20 protein-coding genes are annotated in these 17,455 nt (G+C 57.8%); 15 read left to right on the forward strand and 5 right to left on the reverse strand.

The features are described 5' to 3' along the window. Positions 1-22: 22 nt before the first annotated feature. A complete protein-coding gene (locus tag ADS46_RS01555) occupies positions 23-676 on the reverse strand; it encodes a methionine ABC transporter permease (RefSeq protein ID WP_066315370.1) in 654 nt (217 codons plus the stop codon). After that, a complete protein-coding gene (locus ADS46_RS01560) occupies positions 657-1,700 on the reverse strand; it encodes a methionine ABC transporter ATP-binding protein (protein ID WP_066315373.1) in 1,044 nt (347 codons plus the stop codon). Before ADS46_RS01560 ends, ADS46_RS01555 begins: the two co-directional genes overlap by 20 nt. A 434-nt stretch (positions 1,701-2,134) precedes the next feature. On the opposite strand from ADS46_RS01560, the gene ADS46_RS01565 reads away from it, so the two are divergent. The 10 genes from ADS46_RS01565 to moaE all read left to right on the forward strand — a co-directional run bounded on the left by ADS46_RS01565 (position 2,135) and on the right by moaE (position 9,956). Then, positions 2,135-2,764 carry a riboflavin synthase gene (locus tag ADS46_RS01565; protein ID WP_066315376.1) on the forward strand — a complete coding sequence of 210 codons (630 nt, stop codon included), beginning with the start codon at positions 2,135-2,137 and terminating at the stop codon, positions 2,762-2,764. 230 nt (positions 2,765-2,994) lie between these two features. Next, a complete protein-coding gene (locus tag ADS46_RS01570; protein WP_066315380.1) occupies positions 2,995-4,293 on the forward strand; it encodes an NCS2 family permease in 1,299 nt (432 codons plus the stop codon). Between the two features lie 30 nt (positions 4,294-4,323). Next, positions 4,324-4,869 carry an adenine phosphoribosyltransferase gene (locus ADS46_RS01575; protein WP_066315382.1) on the forward strand — a complete coding sequence of 182 codons (546 nt, stop codon included), beginning with the start codon at positions 4,324-4,326 and terminating at the stop codon, positions 4,867-4,869. A gap of 7 nt (positions 4,870-4,876) precedes the next feature. Then, positions 4,877-5,356: a xanthine phosphoribosyltransferase gene (gene gpt, locus ADS46_RS01580; protein WP_066315383.1), complete on the forward strand. Its 480-nt coding sequence runs from the start codon at positions 4,877-4,879 to the stop codon at positions 5,354-5,356. Between the two features lie 2 nt (positions 5,357-5,358). After that, positions 5,359-6,042: a uracil-DNA glycosylase gene (ung, locus tag ADS46_RS01585; RefSeq protein ID WP_199825169.1), complete on the forward strand. Its 684-nt coding sequence runs from the start codon at positions 5,359-5,361 to the stop codon at positions 6,040-6,042. 91 nt (positions 6,043-6,133) lie between these two features. After that, on the forward strand, positions 6,134-6,763 hold the full coding sequence (gene upp / locus ADS46_RS01590) for a uracil phosphoribosyltransferase (RefSeq protein ID WP_066315389.1): 630 nt from the start codon (positions 6,134-6,136) through the stop codon (positions 6,761-6,763). Between the two features lie 89 nt (positions 6,764-6,852). Continuing rightward, on the forward strand, positions 6,853-8,100 hold the full coding sequence (locus ADS46_RS01595) for a uracil-xanthine permease family protein (RefSeq protein WP_066315397.1): 1,248 nt from the start codon (positions 6,853-6,855) through the stop codon (positions 8,098-8,100). 26 nt (positions 8,101-8,126) lie between these two features. After that, positions 8,127-8,690 carry a molybdopterin-guanine dinucleotide biosynthesis protein B gene (gene mobB / locus ADS46_RS01600; RefSeq protein ID WP_066315399.1) on the forward strand — a complete coding sequence of 188 codons (564 nt, stop codon included), beginning with the start codon at positions 8,127-8,129 and terminating at the stop codon, positions 8,688-8,690. Between the two features lie 4 nt (positions 8,691-8,694). Next, positions 8,695-9,501, forward strand: a complete 807-nt coding sequence (gene moaC, locus ADS46_RS01605) for a cyclic pyranopterin monophosphate synthase MoaC (RefSeq protein ID WP_066315400.1) — start codon at positions 8,695-8,697, stop codon at positions 9,499-9,501. Between the two features lie 2 nt (positions 9,502-9,503). After that, on the forward strand, positions 9,504-9,956 hold the full coding sequence (gene moaE, locus ADS46_RS01610) for a molybdopterin synthase catalytic subunit MoaE (RefSeq protein ID WP_066315401.1): 453 nt from the start codon (positions 9,504-9,506) through the stop codon (positions 9,954-9,956). Between the two features lie 28 nt (positions 9,957-9,984). Here moaE and ADS46_RS01615 read toward each other — a convergent pair whose 3' ends face one another. Then, a complete protein-coding gene (locus ADS46_RS01615) occupies positions 9,985-11,580 on the reverse strand; it encodes a ribonuclease J (RefSeq protein ID WP_066315402.1) in 1,596 nt (531 codons plus the stop codon). Positions 11,581-11,853: 273 nt separating this feature from the next. On the opposite strand from ADS46_RS01615, the gene purU reads away from it, so the two are divergent. After that, positions 11,854-12,708: a formyltetrahydrofolate deformylase gene (gene purU, locus ADS46_RS01620; protein ID WP_066315405.1), complete on the forward strand. Its 855-nt coding sequence runs from the start codon at positions 11,854-11,856 to the stop codon at positions 12,706-12,708. Here the strand turns inward: purU and lexA are convergent. Continuing rightward, complete coding sequence (lexA, locus tag ADS46_RS01625) at positions 12,705-13,364, reverse strand: transcriptional repressor LexA (RefSeq protein ID WP_066315408.1); 660 nt, start codon at positions 13,362-13,364, stop codon at positions 12,705-12,707. The genes purU and lexA overlap by 4 nt on opposite strands. A gap of 297 nt (positions 13,365-13,661) precedes the next feature. Between lexA and ADS46_RS01630 the strand changes: the two genes are divergently transcribed. Genes ADS46_RS01630 through ADS46_RS01645 form a run of 4 tightly spaced genes read left to right on the forward strand, consistent with a single transcriptional unit; the run spans position 13,662 to position 16,536 of the window. Continuing rightward, positions 13,662-14,339, forward strand: coding sequence for a TetR/AcrR family transcriptional regulator (locus ADS46_RS01630; RefSeq protein ID WP_066315412.1), 678 nt, complete (start codon positions 13,662-13,664; stop codon positions 14,337-14,339). Continuing rightward, a complete protein-coding gene (locus tag ADS46_RS01635; protein ID WP_066315414.1) occupies positions 14,317-14,841 on the forward strand; it encodes a L,D-transpeptidase in 525 nt (174 codons plus the stop codon). The genes ADS46_RS01630 and ADS46_RS01635 overlap by 23 nt, the downstream gene beginning before the upstream one ends. 59 nt (positions 14,842-14,900) lie before the next feature. After that, positions 14,901-15,926: a beta-N-acetylhexosaminidase gene (gene nagZ, locus ADS46_RS01640; protein ID WP_066315417.1), complete on the forward strand. Its 1,026-nt coding sequence runs from the start codon at positions 14,901-14,903 to the stop codon at positions 15,924-15,926. 31 nt (positions 15,927-15,957) lie between these two features. Then, complete coding sequence (locus ADS46_RS01645) at positions 15,958-16,536, forward strand: hypoxanthine-guanine phosphoribosyltransferase (RefSeq protein WP_066315419.1); 579 nt, start codon at positions 15,958-15,960, stop codon at positions 16,534-16,536. Between the two features lie 12 nt (positions 16,537-16,548). Here ADS46_RS01645 and ppsR read toward each other — a convergent pair whose 3' ends face one another. Next, on the reverse strand, positions 16,549-17,382 hold the full coding sequence (ppsR, locus tag ADS46_RS01650; protein ID WP_066315422.1) for a pyruvate, water dikinase regulatory protein: 834 nt from the start codon (positions 17,380-17,382) through the stop codon (positions 16,549-16,551). Positions 17,383-17,455: the final 73 nt, after the last annotated feature.

Raw genomic sequence — 17,455 nt, forward strand, 5'->3', positions numbered from 1 at the left:
TGTCCACTGAAAAGCAATGCGGTCATTTGCGGTCGGTTTTGCGCACCAGGTAATCCCCCAGGCTCTGGAAGCCCTGTACCATGACAACGAGTACCACTACGGTAATCAGCATGATGGTCGGGTTGAAGCGGTTATAGCCATAGCGGATACCCAGGTCACCCAGACCGCCGCCGCCAACAGCGCCCGCCATGGCGGAGTAGCTGACCAGAGTGACCAGCGTGATGGTAAGGCCGGTGATAATACCGCCCCGCGCTTCGGGGATAAGCACCTTGGTGATGATCTGCCAGGGGGTTGCGCCCATGGCCTGGGCAGCCTCGATCAAGCCCGGTGAGAGCTCATTGAGGGCGCCTTCGATCAGCCGGGCAACGAAGGGAATCGCGGCAATGGTCAACGGCACTGAAGCCGCATTGATGCCGATGGAAGTGCCCACCAGCATCCGCGTGAAGGGAATGATCGCCACCATCAAGATAATAAACGGAATGGAGCGGCCAACGTTGGTCACAATGCCCAGGGCATGGTTCAGTAATGGCTTGGCCAGAATCTGCCTGGGTCGCGTTACATAGAGCATCACGCCCAGCGGTAGCCCGAGTAATGTCGAGATCAATCCCGATATGCCGACCATGTAGAGGGTATCGAGCGTTGCCTGAATAATAAGCTCAATCATTGCGCTGGACATAGCCTAATACCTCTACCTGTAATTGATGGTCTGCCAAGTAGTCCATAGCGGCTTGCGTCTGCTCAGACGTTCCCAGCAGTTCGGCAATCATCAAGCCAAGCGTTCTTTCCTGAATCGATTCCACCTTGGCCTGCAGGATGCTCACATCGACGCCGCAATCCCTTGCCAGGCGGGAAATAAGCGGCGTGGATACCGCATCTCCTGAAAACGTAAGCCGCACGACCGGGTGCGCGTTGGCATCGGGGTTGTCGCTGAGGCGTTCAAGCAGCTCCTTGGGGGGCGACAGCTGCAGAAAATCGTTGAGAAAGTCGCGCCCCAACTGTGTGCGGGGTGCGGTGAAGAAATCGCCGACTTCGGCGTCCTCGACCAGCTCGCCATTGGATATCAGGCCGACACGATGGCAGATCGATTTAACCACTTCCATTTCATGGGTAATCAATAAAATGGTGATGCCGAGCTTATGGTTGATATCGCGCAGCAGCTCCAGAATCGAGCTGGTCGTCTGCGGGTCCAGTGCGGAAGTGGCCTCATCGCAGAGCAGGACGCGAGGGTTGCTGGCCAGCGCCCGGGCAATCGCAACGCGCTGTTTCTGCCCGCCGGATAGCTGCGCCGGAAATTGATCCGCCTTGTCGGACAGACCAACCATTTCAAGCAGTGGGCTTACGCGCTCACGAATATCTCGCCTGGGCTGACCCATCAACTCCAGTGGCAGCGCTACGTTGTCGAAGACATTGCGCGTGGTGAGCAGGTTGAAGTGCTGGAAGATCATGCCGATGCGGTGGCGTGCCTGGTTCAGCGCCGTGTTGCTCAATCGGGTGATCTCTTGCCCATCGACGGTCACCGTGCCCTGGGTGGGCCGCTCAAGCAGGTTGACGCAGCGAATGAGCGTCGACTTGCCCGCGCCGGACAGGCCGATAACACCGTGAATGGCGCCTTTGGGGATCGCCAGGTTCACGCCCTTGAGGGCGTGAACGGCGTCGTGGCCGGAGCCGTAGGTTTTGCTGACATTATTCAGTTCGATCATGGCGTCTGCCTTTTCTATAGGCCGAAGACGAAGGTGAGCGCGCAAGCGTAGGGGAGGGAATAAAAAAAGGCCACCCTTTCGGGTGGCCATCAACGCTGGACACACCCTTTTAGCTGCACTTCACCAAGCATTCACTCGGCGGACGCCCGCAATCTGGGTACAAATCGGCGTCTTTACATTTGCGGCGGAAGTCTAGAGAGCTAGCCAGGCGATGTCAAACCAAAAGAATAACATCTTATATCGCTGTTCAATTTAATAATTTTTTTAACTGATTTTTGCTTCTTTAAAAGTGTTAATTTCTCTTTTCTGGAGGCCTGGGTTTTCTGCAGGCATGAATACTGGGTTACGTTGATTGGTCGCGCATGCCTCTGGGGTGCACAAACAGGTTTGTGCAGTAGTAAGCTTGCGCACGGATCACTTAAAGCGAGGGCGCTATGTTCACTGGCATCGTGCAAGGCAAGGTAGAAGTCGTAGAAGTGCATGAGCTTGATAAGTTTCGTACGCATGTTGTGCAAATGCCCGATGCATTGCGCGAGGGATTGGCAACCGGCGCTTCGGTGGCGCACAACGGTGTCTGTTTGACGGTCACGGACATTTCAGGTGACCGGGTGAGCTTCGACTTGATGCGCGAAACGCTGCGGCTGACCAATCTTGGTGCAGTCGAGGTCGGGCAGTGCGTCAATATCGAGCGAGCGGCACGCTTTGGCGATGAAATTGGCGGGCATTCGATGTCGGGCCATGTGATTTGCATGGCGGAGGTGACCGCCATTGATGAAGCGCCCAACAACCGTCGGCTGTGGTTTGCGTTACCGGCTTCAGTGGGGCGGTTTGTGTTTGAGAAAGGCTATATTGGCGTCGATGGTATCAGTCTGACGATTGGCGATGTGCGACCTTCGTCCGAGGGCGAAGGCGTCGAGTTCAGCGTTAATCTGATCCCTGAGACGCTGGACCGCACAATCCTGGGTGAGCGGATGCCAGGTGACCAGGTCAACATTGAAATCGATCCCCAGACCCAGGTGATTGTTGAAACGGTTGAGCGCGTTCTGGCCAGCCAAATGCGCTGATGGTCGGTATTGCCCAGGGGGTGCGTTTCTGACCGATTGGTTAGAAAGTGGCCTGAAGTTTGCTTATGTGAAGTTTGATTATGTTAAGCGAAGGGAAGTAACAGGCGGGCACCGGCCCGCGTTCGACAACTGCACAAGGTATTCGCATCAGGCGTTACCTTTCGGTAATATGTGCGGCTTTTCGCGCTGCCAGGGTGCATTCAGCGTTCACGCGAAGGATAAAAAAACCTATGAATTTTCTGGATAAGCAGTTCGGGCTCACTGAGCACAAAACCAACGTTAAAACAGAAGTCATTGCCGGGATAACCACCTTCCTGACGATGGCCTACATCATTTTCGTCAATCCCAGCATCCTTTCTGAGGCCGGGATGGACTATGGTGCGGTGTTTGTTGCCACCTGCGTTGCCGCCGCTATCGGCTGTCTGGTCATGGGGTTGTGGGCGAACTATCCCATCGCTCAGGCGCCGGGTATGGGGCTCAACGCCTTCTTCACTTACGGTGTCGTGCTCGGGATGGGGTATACCTGGGAAGCAGCGTTAGGCGCTGTCTTCTTCTCTGGGTTATGTTTTTTCCTGCTGAGTGTTTTCAAGATCCGTGAATGGATTATCAACTCTATTCCGCTTTCACTGCGACTGGGCATTGCCGCGGGTATTGGCTTGTTCCTGGCCATGATCGCGCTTAAAAATGCCGGTATCGTGGTCGCCAATGACGCTACCTTTGTTGCGCTGGGAGATCTTTCCGAGCCTGCTGCCCTGTATGCGCTCCTGGGCTTTTTCGTGATAACCGCGATGTCCTATCTAAGGATCACCGGTGCCGTCATGATCGGTATTCTTGGCATTACCATTGCGTCGACGCTGCTTGGTCACAATGAATACGGCGGTCTCATGTCCATGCCACCCTCTATTGCACCGACCTTCATGGCAATGGACCTGATGGGGGCGTTGGATGTCGCCATGCTCAGCGTTATCTTTGCTTTCCTGTTCGTCGACCTGTTCGATACGTCCGGCACGCTGGTGGGGGTTGCGCATCGTGGCAATCTACTGGACAAAGACGGCAAGCTGCCTCGACTCGGTCGCGCCATGATGGCCGACAGTACGGCATCGATGGCCGGTGCTGCCCTGGGTACTTCGACCACGACCAGCTATATTGAGTCGACGGCGGGTATTGCATCGGGTGGACGAACGGGTTTGACAGCGGTCGTGGTGGCCGTGCTCTTTCTGGTCAGCCTGTTCTTTGCTCCGTTGGCTGGCTCCATTCCTGCTTTCGCCACCGCGGGAGCGCTGCTCTACGTGGCCGTGCTGATGGCGGGTAGCCTGGCACATGCCAACTGGGAAGACCCTACTGACGCCGCGCCGGTATTGATTGCCGCCCTGGCAATGCCGCTGACCTTTTCGATTGCCGAGGGGATTGCTCTCGGGTTTATCAGCTATGCAGCGATCAAAACCCTGTCGGGCCGTTTCAAAGACCTCAATCCAGCAGTGATCATTCTGGCGCTGCTGTTTGCGGTGAAATTTCTGTTTCTAGACTAACGTGGTTTTATTAATCCAATGAGAGACGCGATGAGCATCTACGGCGATTACATCAAGTCCGTGATACGCACAGTGCCTGACTGGCCTGAGCAGGGGGTCAATTTTCGTGACATTACCCCGCTGCTGCAAAACAGCGCGGCATTTCGCAAGCTGATTGACAGCTTTGTACACCGCTACCAGGAAATGAACCTGGATGCCATCGCGTCGATTGATGCGCGGGGCTTTATTATCGGGGCCCCGCTGGCCTATGAGTTGGGCTGCAGCTTTGTCCCGGTTCGCAAAAAAGGCAAGCTGCCGTTCAAGACCATCAGCGAAACCTACACGCTAGAGTACGGTCATTCGGAAGTCGAGCTTCATTCGGATGCGTTTCAAAAAGGTGACCGTATCTTGCTGATGGATGACCTGATTGCCACGGGCGGCACCATGTTGGCGGCGGCCAATCTTATACAGCGCAGCGGCGGGCATGTGGTCGAAACAGCGACCATTATTGATCTACCCGAACTGGGTGGTTCGCAAAAAATTCGCGATGCGGGCTATAGCGTCTTCGCGGTTTGTTCTTTTACAGAAGACGAGTAACGAACCTATGAGCAGTGAACGCTACCATCAGCACTTTACCGTCTCCTGGGATCAGCTTCACCGCGATGTCCGCCAACTGTGCCATCAGCTGGTCGAGCGAGACTTCAAAGGCATTGTGGCGATTACCCGCGGTGGTCTCATTCCTGCCGCCTTGATCGCGCGCGAGCTGAATGTCCGGCTGATCGATACCGTGTGCATCAAGAGCTATGACCATATGGAGCAGGGCGGACTGGATATCCTGAAAGGGGTTGATCACGACGGTGAGGGTTGGCTGCTGGTCGATGACCTGGTGGATACCGGCAAGACGGCGCGGGCGGTAAGCGAGATGCTGCCCAAGGCGCACTTTGTTACCATTTACGCCAAGCCGGAAGGTCGCCCCCTGGTTGATCAGTATCTCACCGAAGTGGCCCAGCACTGCTGGATCCAGTTCCCCTGGGATATGGGGGTTGCCTATGTTGAACCTCTGGTGGACCAAGTGAAGAAATAATCATGTCGACCCCGCTTCCCGAAGACTGGAATCAGTGGCTTGGCAATGAGTTTCAGGCCGACTACATGCAGTCACTGAAACGTTTTCTGGCCGAGGAAAAAGCGGCCAAGAAAGTCATTTATCCTCATTCATCGCAGTGGTTTCGTGCCTTCGAACTGACGCCGCTCAGTGACGTCAAGGTGGTGATTCTGGGGCAGGATCCTTATCACGGCCCCAATCAGGCGCACGGGCTATGCTTTTCCGTCCAGCCGGGAGTGCCGGTTCCGCCGTCGCTGGTCAATATCTACAAGGAGTTGGCGAGCGATGTAGGTACGGAGCCCGTCAACCACGGGCACCTGGAAGCCTGGGCGAAGCAGGGCGTCTTGCTGCTCAATACCTCGCTGACGGTCGAGAAGGGCAACGCTGCCTCGCACCGGGGCAAAGGTTGGGAGTCTTTCACCGATAGCGCGATCAAGACGGTAAGTGCCCATGCGCAGCCCAGTGTCTTTCTGCTCTGGGGTAGCCACGCCCGGCAGAAAAAAGCCTTGATAGACACTCAGCGTCACCTGGTGTTGGAAGCGCCACATCCCTCGCCGTTGTCCGCCCACCGCGGCTTTTTTGGTACTCGCCATTTCTCCCGGGCGAACCAGTTTCTTGAAGCGCAGGGGCGTGCACCTGTTGATTGGCAATTACCCGCCACCCCTTAACCTGGTGATGGCTTACGGGTAGAATACCGCCCGATTTTGCAAGTTTATGATCACCCGTGTTGCCCATAACCACCTGCTGTGAGGAAGTCCCATGAGTGTCCATGCCATTAACCATCCGCTTGTTCAGCATAAACTGGGACTGATGCGCGAAATGGATTTAAGTACCAAGAGCTTTCGTGAGTTGGCGGGGGAAGTGGCCAAGCTGTTGACGTATGAAGCAACGAAGGGGCTTGAGCTCGAAGATCATACCATTGAGGGGTGGAATGGCGAGCCGATTGAGACACGACGCCTGAAAGGCAAGAAGGTAACGGTGGTGCCGATTCTGCGTGCCGGGCTTGGCATGCTGGAGGGCGTTACTGACCTGATCCCCAGCGCACGGGTGAGCGTTGTCGGGCTATACCGCGATGAAGAAACGCTGGAGCCGGTACCCTACTTCGCCAAGTTCGCCAACGATATCGAAGAACGTATGGCCATCGTCATTGATCCCATGTTGGCCACCGGTGGCTCGATGGTCGCGACATTGGACATGCTGCGTGAGCGTGGCTGCGAGCATATGAAGGTGATCGTCCTGGTGGCAGCGCCCGAAGGAATCAGGCGAGTCCAGGAAGCCTACCCGGATATCGAAATTTATACAGCATCGGTGGATGAGCGATTGGACGATAACGGTTATATCGTCCCGGGTCTTGGCGATGCGGGTGACAAGATTTTCGGCACCCGATAAGAATTGATGATTCAGCGGCCCCTGGCGTTTTGCGTTAGGGGCCTTTTTTTGCCCAGCACTACCCCAAAGACCTGTGAGGAGTTTGCATAATGAATGATACGCCTAGCCAGTCTGCATCCTGGCCTCGCGTGTTGCTGACCGGGGCGCAAATGCTATTCGTGGCGTTTGGTGCTCTGGTTCTAGTGCCGCTATTGACCGGGCTTGATCCAAGCGTTGCATTGTTTACCGCCGGGATAGGCACGCTGCTGTTTCATACGGTGACCCGCGTGACGGTGCCGGTCTTCCTGGCTTCTTCGTTTGCCTTTATCGCGCCGATTCAGGGCTCGATTGCCAGCTTCGGGGTGTCAGCAACGCTCGGTGGCTTGATGGCGGCTGGCCTGGTCTACGTGGCGATCTCGGCGGCGGTGCGCGTCAAGGGTACCGGCTGGCTTCATCGGCTGTTGCCACCGGTGGTGGTCGGCCCGGTGATCATGGTCATTGGCCTTGCCCTGGCGCCGGTGGCGGTGGATATGGCGACAGGGGAAACCAGTGACCACATCGGGTACGGCGCGGCGCTTTTCCTGTCAATGGCAAGCTTGCTGGTAACCCTGATATTGGCCGTGTTTGGCCGTGGTTTGCTGCGGTTGATTCCCATCATGGGCGGTATTGTCGTGGGTTATTGCCTGGCGTTGCTGATGGGGCTGGTCGACTTCACACCGGTGCATGATGCTGGCTGGCTGGCGATTCCCGCGTTTACCGCCCCGAGTTTTCACTGGGCGGCGATTCTGTTTATGATTCCTGTCGCCATTGCCCCTGCGGTGGAGCATATTGGTGATATGGTGGCCATCGGCTCGGTGACCCGGCGTAACTACCTGGAGAAACCGGGACTGCACAGAACCTTGCTGGGCGATGGTCTGGCGACGACAGCGGCCGCATTATTCGGCGGCCCGCCTAACACCACCTATTCAGAGGTGACCGGGGCCGTTACGCTGACCCGGGCGTTCAACCCTCACTATATGGTCGTGGCCGCGGTGCTGGCCATATCGCTGGCGTTTATCGCCAAGCTGGGGGCGCTACTGCAAACCATCCCCGGCCCTGTCATGGGGGGAATCATGACCCTGCTGTTTGGCTCCATTGCGGTAGTGGGCATGAACACGCTGGTCAGGGCAGGGCATTCGTTGACCGCGCCGCGCAACTTGGTCGTCGTGTCGTTGATCCTTGTCTTTGGTATCGGCGGCATGCAGGTGGGTAATGGTCAGTTTACACTGCAAGGCGTTAGCCTGGCGGCGCTTGTGGGTATCGTGTTGAACTGGGTGTTGCCGGACGAGCCAGCAGATGAAGCTGATCACACCCATTAACCTTTTTCATTGGGAGCCAAGCGCTTATGCCGTTAGATCCATCGCTACCCTTTCCCGTGCTGGGAATTGCGGCCTGGAGCGGGACGGGGAAGACGACGCTGCTGGAGCAGTTGTTACCTCGTCTGCGGGTAGAGGGTATCCAGGTGGCGGTGATCAAGCACGCTCATCATCGGTTTGATATCGATCAGCCGGGAAAAGATAGCTATAAGCTACGTAGTGCAGGCGCAGCCCCCATGCTGATTGCATCCCGCCAACGCCTGGCGCTGATGCAGGAAACGCCAGACGGCGAAGAGCCGGACTTGAATCAGTTGCTGGCAATGGTAGCCGTGCATCAGCCTGACCTGGTGCTGGTGGAAGGCTTCAAGGCCTGGCCCCTGGCCAAGCTGGTGCTTTATCGTGAGGGGATAGGCGATGCGGAAATTCTGCATAGCCAGGGTGTCGAAGCCGTCGCGCTTCAGGGGGAGCCTCCCGTCGCGCTGTCGGCCGCAACGACGCAACTGGCACTTGATGATAGCGACGCGATTACACGCTGGATAATCGGTTGGATGGCGGGCCAACGGCTCGATGATGTTTCACGCACTGATAGGTGACTCCATGCAGTTAACGCATCTCAATAGCCGCGGCGAAGCCCGCATGGTGGATGTTGCAGATAAACAGGAAACGCGCCGGGAAGCGGTGGCTTCCGGGCGTATTGTGATGCAACCCGCTACCCTGAAGCAGTTGAGCGAGGGAGCTTTACCCAAGGGTGATGTGTTGGCCACCGCCCGTATCGCGGGCATCCAGGCGGCAAAGCGCACCCATGAATTGATCCCGCTGTGCCACTCGTTGGCACTTTCCAAAGTGGCCATAGAATTTGATGTCGACCCCGATGAAAGCTGTGTCCATGTGACCGCGAACTGCCGCCTGAATGGCCGCACGGGGGTCGAAATGGAAGCGTTGACGGCTGTCTCCGTGGCCTGTCTAACGCTTTATGATATGTGCAAGGCGGTCGACAAAACCATGCGCATCGACGCGGTACAACTGGACAGCAAGCGCGGCGGTCAGCGGGGCGAGTACCAGCGCGAAATGGCACCTGAACCGGCGACGCCGATCGTGACAGGCCAGGGGGCTGCGGGCGAAGTGAGCCTGGGAGGGCGCTGTCATTCGCCCTGCGTGCTGGTCAAGTTTCTTGCCGAGCTGCGCGAGCAGCTGGGTGAAAACGAGCGGGTAGTGACTTTCGATCAACTCGAAAGTCGCGATATTGCGGGCCTCAAAGTAGCGCTGGCGGCTCAGGACGAACGTTTTCAGCTGTTGCAGGACCAGCGTACGCTATGCGCCATCAACCAGGTCATGGCCAATGATGACGCGCGAATTACCGACGATGACGAGGTTGCTTTCTTTCCGCCGGTCACCGGGGGCTAAACATGGACATTACCATTCGCGTTCAAGAGGCACCTTTCGACATGGCCTATGGCTATGAGGCCAGTATTGCAGGCCGCACGGATATTGGCGGCGTCGTCAGCTTTACCGGCCTGGTGCGTGATTTCAACGAAACGCCCGATGTCACTGGGTTAACCCTGGAACATTATCCAGGCATGACCGAGTCAACCTTGCAGCGTATTGCGGAAGAGGCGGGAGAGCGCTGGACGCTAAGCGCCGTCACGATTATTCATCGTGTCGGCCACATGCGCCCCGGCGATGCCATCGTCAGAGTGCTGGTGGCGAGTGCCCATCGTCGCGAAGCCTTTGAAGCCTGCGATTTCATCATGGACTGGCTCAAGACCCGGGCACCGTTCTGGAAGAAAGAGCATGGTCGCCACGGGGATTACTGGGTCAAGGAACGTCACTCGGATATCGAGGATGCCGCCCGCTGGTAACCTTATGGCATTGGCGGGCGTGGGGAGGCTATTCGTCAGCCATTGTCGCTGGCAGCTCGCTGGCCATGATCTGCAGATGAACGTCAGGTAAATGCTGTAGCCGTTCTGCCAGCCAGGCAATCAGGCGGGGCTGGAGGCCCAGCCGCAGGTCCGCCAGGGTATCTGCATGGAGTTCGGCAAGCTGATCATCCAGCCATTCACTGAAGCTGTCTTCGTCGAATGAACTGGCACTGGTATTATCCAGCATCAACCGCCCGACGCGCGTCCATCCGGTCTGGGTGGCCGTCACCGGTAGCGCCAGATAGAGGCTGCCCCGTCGAGGGAGGGTGCTGTTTTCACTCTCCAGCCCAGGGTGGGGCACCACGCTGTTCTGACTGACGATGCACGGCGGTTGCGGGTAGTGCTGCTCGTGATGCAGCCCTTGCTGATCGAAGCGGATCAAGTCGCCATTGACCGGCGCCAAGGGCGCTTGAATGCCCAGCGACGTCGCCAGCTGCTGGTGAGCCTGTTGATGAAGACTCTCACCGTGAACCGGCAACAGGTGGCTTGGCGTCAGCCACTGATAAAAGCGGGTGATTTCGTCCTGTGCCGGATGCCCGGTCGCGTGAAGCTGCGGGTGACTGAACTCATCGAAGAGCTTGACGCCCAACTGCTGCAGGCGCTTTTTCAACTGTTCGATGGGTCGCTCGTTACCCGGAATGGCTTTGGCGGAAAAAATCACGTTGTCACCGGGCTGTAAGTCCACGTGAGGATGACGCCCCTGGGCAAGTCGCTGCAGGGCGGCGCGCGGCTCACCTTGGCTGCCGGTGGCAATGACCACGACTTCATCCGGCGGCAAATACCCCAGATCGTGAGCGGGCACCACGGCGGGAAAGTCGTCCAGATAGCCGAGGCCGCGTGCGACACCCACCATGCGCTCCATCGAGCGCCCCATCAGGCTGACGCGCCGACCACACTGGTAAGCTGCGCGGCCAATCGCCAATACGCGGGCCAGATTACTGGCGAAGCAGGAAACAATGACGCGCCCTTCGCAGCCAGCGAGTGTTTCAACAAGCGCTCTTGCAACATCGCCTTCGCTGCCCGAGTGGCCGGGGATAGGGGCATTGGTGGAATCACCCACTACCAGGTCAACCGGCGCCAATGCCTTGAACTGCGCCTGATTGATCGGCGCACCGATAATCGGTTCAGGATCAAGCTTCCAGTCCCCGCTATGCAATACCCGGTAGCGGCCTGCCATGACCATCAGCGAGCAGCTCTCGGGTATCGAGTGCGGAACCGCCAGGTAGCGCAGGGTGAAGGGGCCGCTTTCCAATGCCTCACCGGGTTCGACCACGTGAATGGCGGCGCTGCTTAGTTGGTGTTCGGCAAACTTCAGGCGCAGCAGGCCTGCCGCCAGCGGCGTCGCATAGATCGGGCACTGCCAGTGGGGCCAGAGCCAGGCGACCGCCCCAATGTGGTCTTCGTGTCCGTGGGTGATGTAGAGCGCTTGCGGTGAAATGCCCAGGGCTTTGGGGGTTTCCAGGTTGGGCACCTGCAACGGCGCATTGGGTAAATCCTGGCGGATCATCATGCCGCAATCCACGGCGACCCAGTGGTCTTCGTATCCATAAAGCGTCAGGTTCATGCCAATTTCCCCGCAGCCGCCTAACGGCAAGAGGCGTAAGGGAGGGCGACGACGGGGACGAATATGAACGCGCGGTGGATGCATCAGAGTAATAAAGCCTAGAAAGTAATTGGTTAACTATACGGGATGGGGCGGGCGGCTAACAATCGCTGCCGTTGCGGGCGGTGATTGCGGGCGCTGCATTCTGTACACTAGACGTTTGTTTAATGCCAACGGACGGCCCGATCGTCGCCGCCCGGCAACTGTGAACGGCAACTTTGAAGAGTAATGACTATGTCGCATTTTTATCGTCTGGTGGTGTCCTGCCCGGACCAGGTGGGGATCGTCGCGAAGGTTTCGAGTTTTATCGCGGATCAGGGCGGGTCGATTACCGAGGCCAGCCAGCATTCCGATCTGGAAACCGGGCGTTTTTTCATGCGCTACGAAATATTGGCGGATTCGCTGGGCATGTCGGCAGAGGCGTTACGTTCGGCCTTCGAGCCGGTGGCGGAGCGGTTCGACATGCAATGGGCGCTGGTCGATACTCAGAAACGGCAGCGGGTTGTTCTGATGGTCTCACGAGAATCCCACTGCCTGGTCGATCTGCTTTACCGCTGGCAGGTGGGGGAGCTGGACTGCGATATCGTGGGCGTTATTTCCAACCATGATGACATGCGTTCGTTAACCGAGTGGTATGGAATTCCGTATCACCATGTGCCGGTAGATCCGGCGGACAAGACAGCGGCCTTTGAGCAGGTGCAGGCGCTTATTGACGATGCCCGGGCCGACAGCATCGTGCTGGCGCGCTACATGCAGATTCTACCGCCAGCGTTGTGTGAACGCTACGCGGGGCAGGTAATCAATATCCACCACAGCTTTCTGCCGTCTTTTGCTGGCGCCAAGCCTTACCACCAGGCTTATCAGCGTGGCGTCAAGCTGATAGGTGCCACCTGCCATTATGTGACTCAGGAGCTGGATGCAGGACCCATCATCGAGCAGGACATCCACCGGGTCAGTCACTGTCACACGCCGACCGACCTGGTACGTTTTGGCCGTGATGTGGAAAAAGCCGTTCTTGCTCGCGGCCTTCGCTGGCACCTGGAAGACCGCGTGCTGGTGCACGGCAATAAAACCATCGTGTTCAGCTAGCCGAGCGACTGGCCATTGCCGCCGCGGATGACGCCGACCCCAACCCCTTCAATATCGAGCGGTTGGGTGCGTAAATCGATATTGATCGGATCGAAGTCGGGGTTTTCCGCAATGAGTGTGACCTGGTGGCCCTCGCGTTTGAAACGCTTGACGGTTACCTCGTCTTCCAGGCGGGCGACAACAATCTGGCCATCGCGGACGCGCTGGGTACGATGCACGGCAAGCAGGTCGCCTTCGAGGATGCCAACGTTCTGCATCGACAGCCCGCGCACGCGCAGCAGGTAATCGGCCCTGGGCGTGAAGTAGTCGGCGGGCAGGGGGCAGTAACGATCGATGTGCTCAGCGGCCAGGATGGGGCTCCCCGCTGCGACTTCGCCAATGATGGGCAGGCCGCTGGCAGCGTCTGAGGCTGGCAGGGCGTCTGGCGTTTCCTGGGGCTCCTGGTTGGGCAGGCGTATGCCACGAGACGTATTGCGAATAATGCGAATGACACCTTTGCGCTCGAGTGCGCGCAAATGCTCTTCCGCTGCATTGGGTGAGCGGAACCCCAGCGCCTTGGCTATTTCAGCCCGAGTGGGCGGATAGCCGAGCTCACCCATGGTCTTGACAATAAAGTCGAACACATTTTGTTGGCGAACGGTTAATGGCCGCGACATACCAGCCTCCAGATTGAATAAGTGAGCAAGACTGCGTTTCTGTTGACCTATCCGGCGTGGTTAACAGTGCGTAATTAACAGTATGTGGTTAAGTATACAGCATGTTCTCCTGTCCAGTATATCTTTGAGATAAGTCAGCTAACAAATTGATGTATATAGGGATGCGAGGTCACGATGGGGACGGGGCAAGTGCTCAGGTAAACGTTGAGAGGTAACAACCGATAACGTAGTATCCTAGTTTGTTTAAAACATCCGTTTTTTATGGCCCGCTTTTTTGGCCCGTTTTAGGAGAGCAGCATGGCTCAATCGGATACGGTGACGCGCATTCTGGATACCGCTGAAGTGCTTTTTGCCGAGCGCGGCTTTGCCGAAACCTCTTTACGCAACATTACCAGCAAGGCACGGGTCAATCTTGCCGCGGTGAACTATCACTTTGGATCCAAGAAAGCACTCATCCAGGCAGTGTTTGCTCGCTATCTGGATCCGTTTTCCCAACGCTTTCATAGCGCCCTGGATGAACTTGAAGCCCGCTACGAGGGTCGTGACATCCCCCTTGAAGTGCTCCTCGAAACCATGGCCACAACCGTGCTGACGGTGCCTGCCGAACGCAATAGCCTCAAAGTCTTCATGCGTTTGCTGGGGCTTGCGTACAGCCAGGCTCAGGGGCATTTACGGCGCTACATCCAGCAGCAATACGGTGATGTGTTCAGCCGTTTCACCGAGCTGGTTCGCCGTGCGACACCGGATCTGCCGGACGCCGAGCGCTTCTGGCGGCTACACTTTATGCTCGGTACCGTCATCTTTACGCTTTCAGGACTGGATGCGCTGCGCGATATTGCCGAAAAGGATTACCACCAGCATGTCTCGGTCCGCGACCTGGTTCGCCGACTGCGGCCGGTAGTGGTGGCGGCGATGAACGCGCCATTACCTGATGAGAAGGACATTGAGCACCATGCAGACACCGTCGCTCATTGACATGCCGCCCCGGGAGGGGCTGTGGCTTGAAATCGACGCCCACTCACAACGGTTGCGCGCCTGGCAAGGCGATATGTGCCGTCATGAGTGCGACATTTCCACCGGTCGCCAGGGCCTGGGTAATCAGCAGGGTAGCGGGCAAACGCCGCTGGGCTGGCACTATATTCGTGCCGCCATTGGCGCCGATGCCCCGGAAAATGCTGTCTTCAAAGGACGCCGCTGGACGGGAGAAGTCTTTAACGCCGAGCTGGCTGAGGCGTTTCCCGAGCGAGATTGGATTCTGACGCGCATTCTATGGCTGTGTGGCCTGGAACCGGGGATAAACCGCGGTGGTCAGGTCGATTCCCAGCGTCGCTATATTTATCTGCATGGTACGCCGCCGGACCAGCCCATGGGACAGCCCGCCTCCCATGGCTGCGTACGGCTGCGTAATGCAGATCTTCTTTGGCTGTTTGAGCATGCGGCACCAGGGACGCCTGTCTGGTTACACGACAGCCGTTGATCGTTGGACTCCTCGCTAATCATCGTCTAGAGTTAGCGCCTTTTTTTGGACATCCCGCTATGACACATCCTTTGGGCTCGGTCATGTTGGACCTTGAAGGGACAACGCTGACCGCCGCGGAGAGGCAGTTGCTTAAAGCCCCCGCGGTGGGTGGCGTTATCCTGTTTGGACGCAATGTCGAAGATGCCCACCAGGTCAGAAAACTGTGCGGCCAGGTGCGTCAGCTTCGCCCCGACGTGTTGCTGGCAGTGGATCAGGAAGGCGGTCGCGTCCAGCGTATCAAGCAAGGACTGACGCGCCTGCCACCGATGGCCCGGCTGGGCGATTATTACCAGCAGGATCGTGCGGCGGCCCTGGGGCTTGCTCAGGACACCGGTTGGCTGCTGGGCATGGAAATGGCCGCCTGCGGGTTGGATATCAGCTTTGCTCCCGTGCTGGATGTCGATAGTGGCTTGAACAGCATGATTGGCGACCGCAGCTTTGGCCCTGAGGCCGCGCAAGTTACTGAACTGGGTGGCGCGCTGGTGGCCGGGCTACATGAGGCCGGTATGGCAGCGATCGGCAAGCATTTTCCCGGTCATGGCGGCGTGGCGGGCGATTCACATCTTGCCTTGCCCGTTGATGATCGGCCTTTTGAGACGCTCAAACAGCACGATCTGGTGCCTTTCAGCGCCCTGGCCAAAAAGCTTGATGGTGTCATGCCAGCGCATATTGTTTACTCGGCATTTGACAAGCGACCCGCCGGCTTTTCACCCAGTTGGCTGGGGATGCTGCGTCAATCGCTGGGATTTAAGGGCTGTATCTTTTCCGACGATTTGAGCATGGCGGGTGCCCATGAGGCCGGTGGGCCCCGCGAACGCGCAGCGGCTGCGCTTGCCGCGGGCTGTGACATGTTGCTGGTATGCAATGATCGCGAGGCGGCGCTTGAGGTCGTTGCCGCCGTTCCAACGCCTCAGTCTGTCAGGCCCGGCAAGCTACGCTACAAACGCGCGCGTCCCGATCTGGATGCGCTACCGGCGCTCAGCCGCTGGCGGCGTACGCATGCCCAGCTAGAGGCCATGGCCGCTCATTCACGCAGCAGTTAACGATTGTTTTACCAAGTAGACTGGAACTTCAATGGCAAAGCTAGACAAAGAAGCGCTCGCATCCCTCGACACCATGCGCGAGCTCATGGACAACGCAGACTGCTTGATTTCCCAGCAGCAGGTGGAGCAGGCGCTGGACCGAATGGCTGAGCAGATCAGCGCGGATCTGGGCGATAAACTACCGGTCTTTTATTGCGTCATGAATGGCGGCTTGATCACCACAGGCCACCTGTTGACCCGGTTGGGCTTTCCGCTTGAGGTCGACTACCTGCACGCCACGCGCTACCGCAACGAAACCCGTGGCGGAGAGCTTTTCTGGCGGGTGTCGCCGGAGATTCCCATGGCCGGTCGGCATGTCGTTATCGTCGACGACATCCTCGATGAAGGCACGACGCTGGCGGCCATTCTGAACTATTGCCAGGAAGCGCAGGCTGCCAGCATTACCACGGCGGTCCTGGTCGACAAGCGCCACGACCGCAAGGCAGTGCCCGGGCTGAAGGCTGACTACTGTAGCCTGGAGGTCGCCGACCGGTACGTATTTGGCTTTGGTATGGATTACAAGGGTTACTGGCGCAATGCCCCTGGCATCTTCGCGCCCAAGGGCATGTGATCTCATGGGCCCCTAGCGGGGTGAAAATCGCCGTGCCAAGCCGGTTTCAGCAATCATGCGAGTGGATATTTCTTCCACTGAGAAGCGCGTGGCGTCGATATAGGGGATGTGCAGGCGGCGGTATAATGCTTCAGCCTGTTCGATCTCCTGCATGCATTGGTCCATGGAGCTGTAGCGACTGTTGGGCCTGCGTTCGTTGCGAATGGCGGCCAGCCGCCTGGCGTCGATTGTCAGGCCAAACAACTTGTGCCGATGGGGGGCAAGAACCCGGGGCAATTTCAGCATGCCGTCTTCGTCCAGGTCGTCTTCCGTGAGGGGGTAGTTGGCGGCGCGAATGCCAAATTGTAGCGCCAGATAGAGCGACGTGGGGGTTTTGCCGCAGCGCGAAACCCCGACCAGTATAATGTCGGCTTTATCGTACTGGTGGGTGCGTGCGCCATCGTCGTTGTCCAGCGCGAAGTGCACCGAGTGAATGCGGTCCATGTAAACATCGTCGCTGCCAATCGAGTGCGTTCGCCCAACGCTGTAGGAGGAATGGGTCGCGAGCTCCTGTTCGAGCGGTTCCAGAAAGGTGGAGAAGATATCCACCTTGAAGCCGGCGGCCTTGCGAATCACGTCGCGGATTTGCTGATCGACAATGGTGTCGATAATGATCGGCCTTTGGCCGTCCCGAACGGCCGTCGCATCGATGATCTCGGCCAGGGCCTGGGCTTTGTCCAGAGTGTCGATATAGGGCTTGGTCTGCATGTTGATCTCGACATCGCTGAACTGGGCCAACAGGCTTCTCCCCAGGCTCTCTGCGGTGATGCCCGTCCCATCCGAAATGAAAAATGCCGTGCGCTGCATGGTGTTTGCTCTCCTGAACGTTGTGCCTATTGTGGGTCGGGATGACGTCCGGCACAACGGTGCTCGAGTCGCG

Source organism: Halomonas sp. G11 (assembly GCF_001663515.1).
Taxonomy (GTDB): Bacteria; Pseudomonadota; Gammaproteobacteria; order Pseudomonadales; family Halomonadaceae; genus Vreelandella.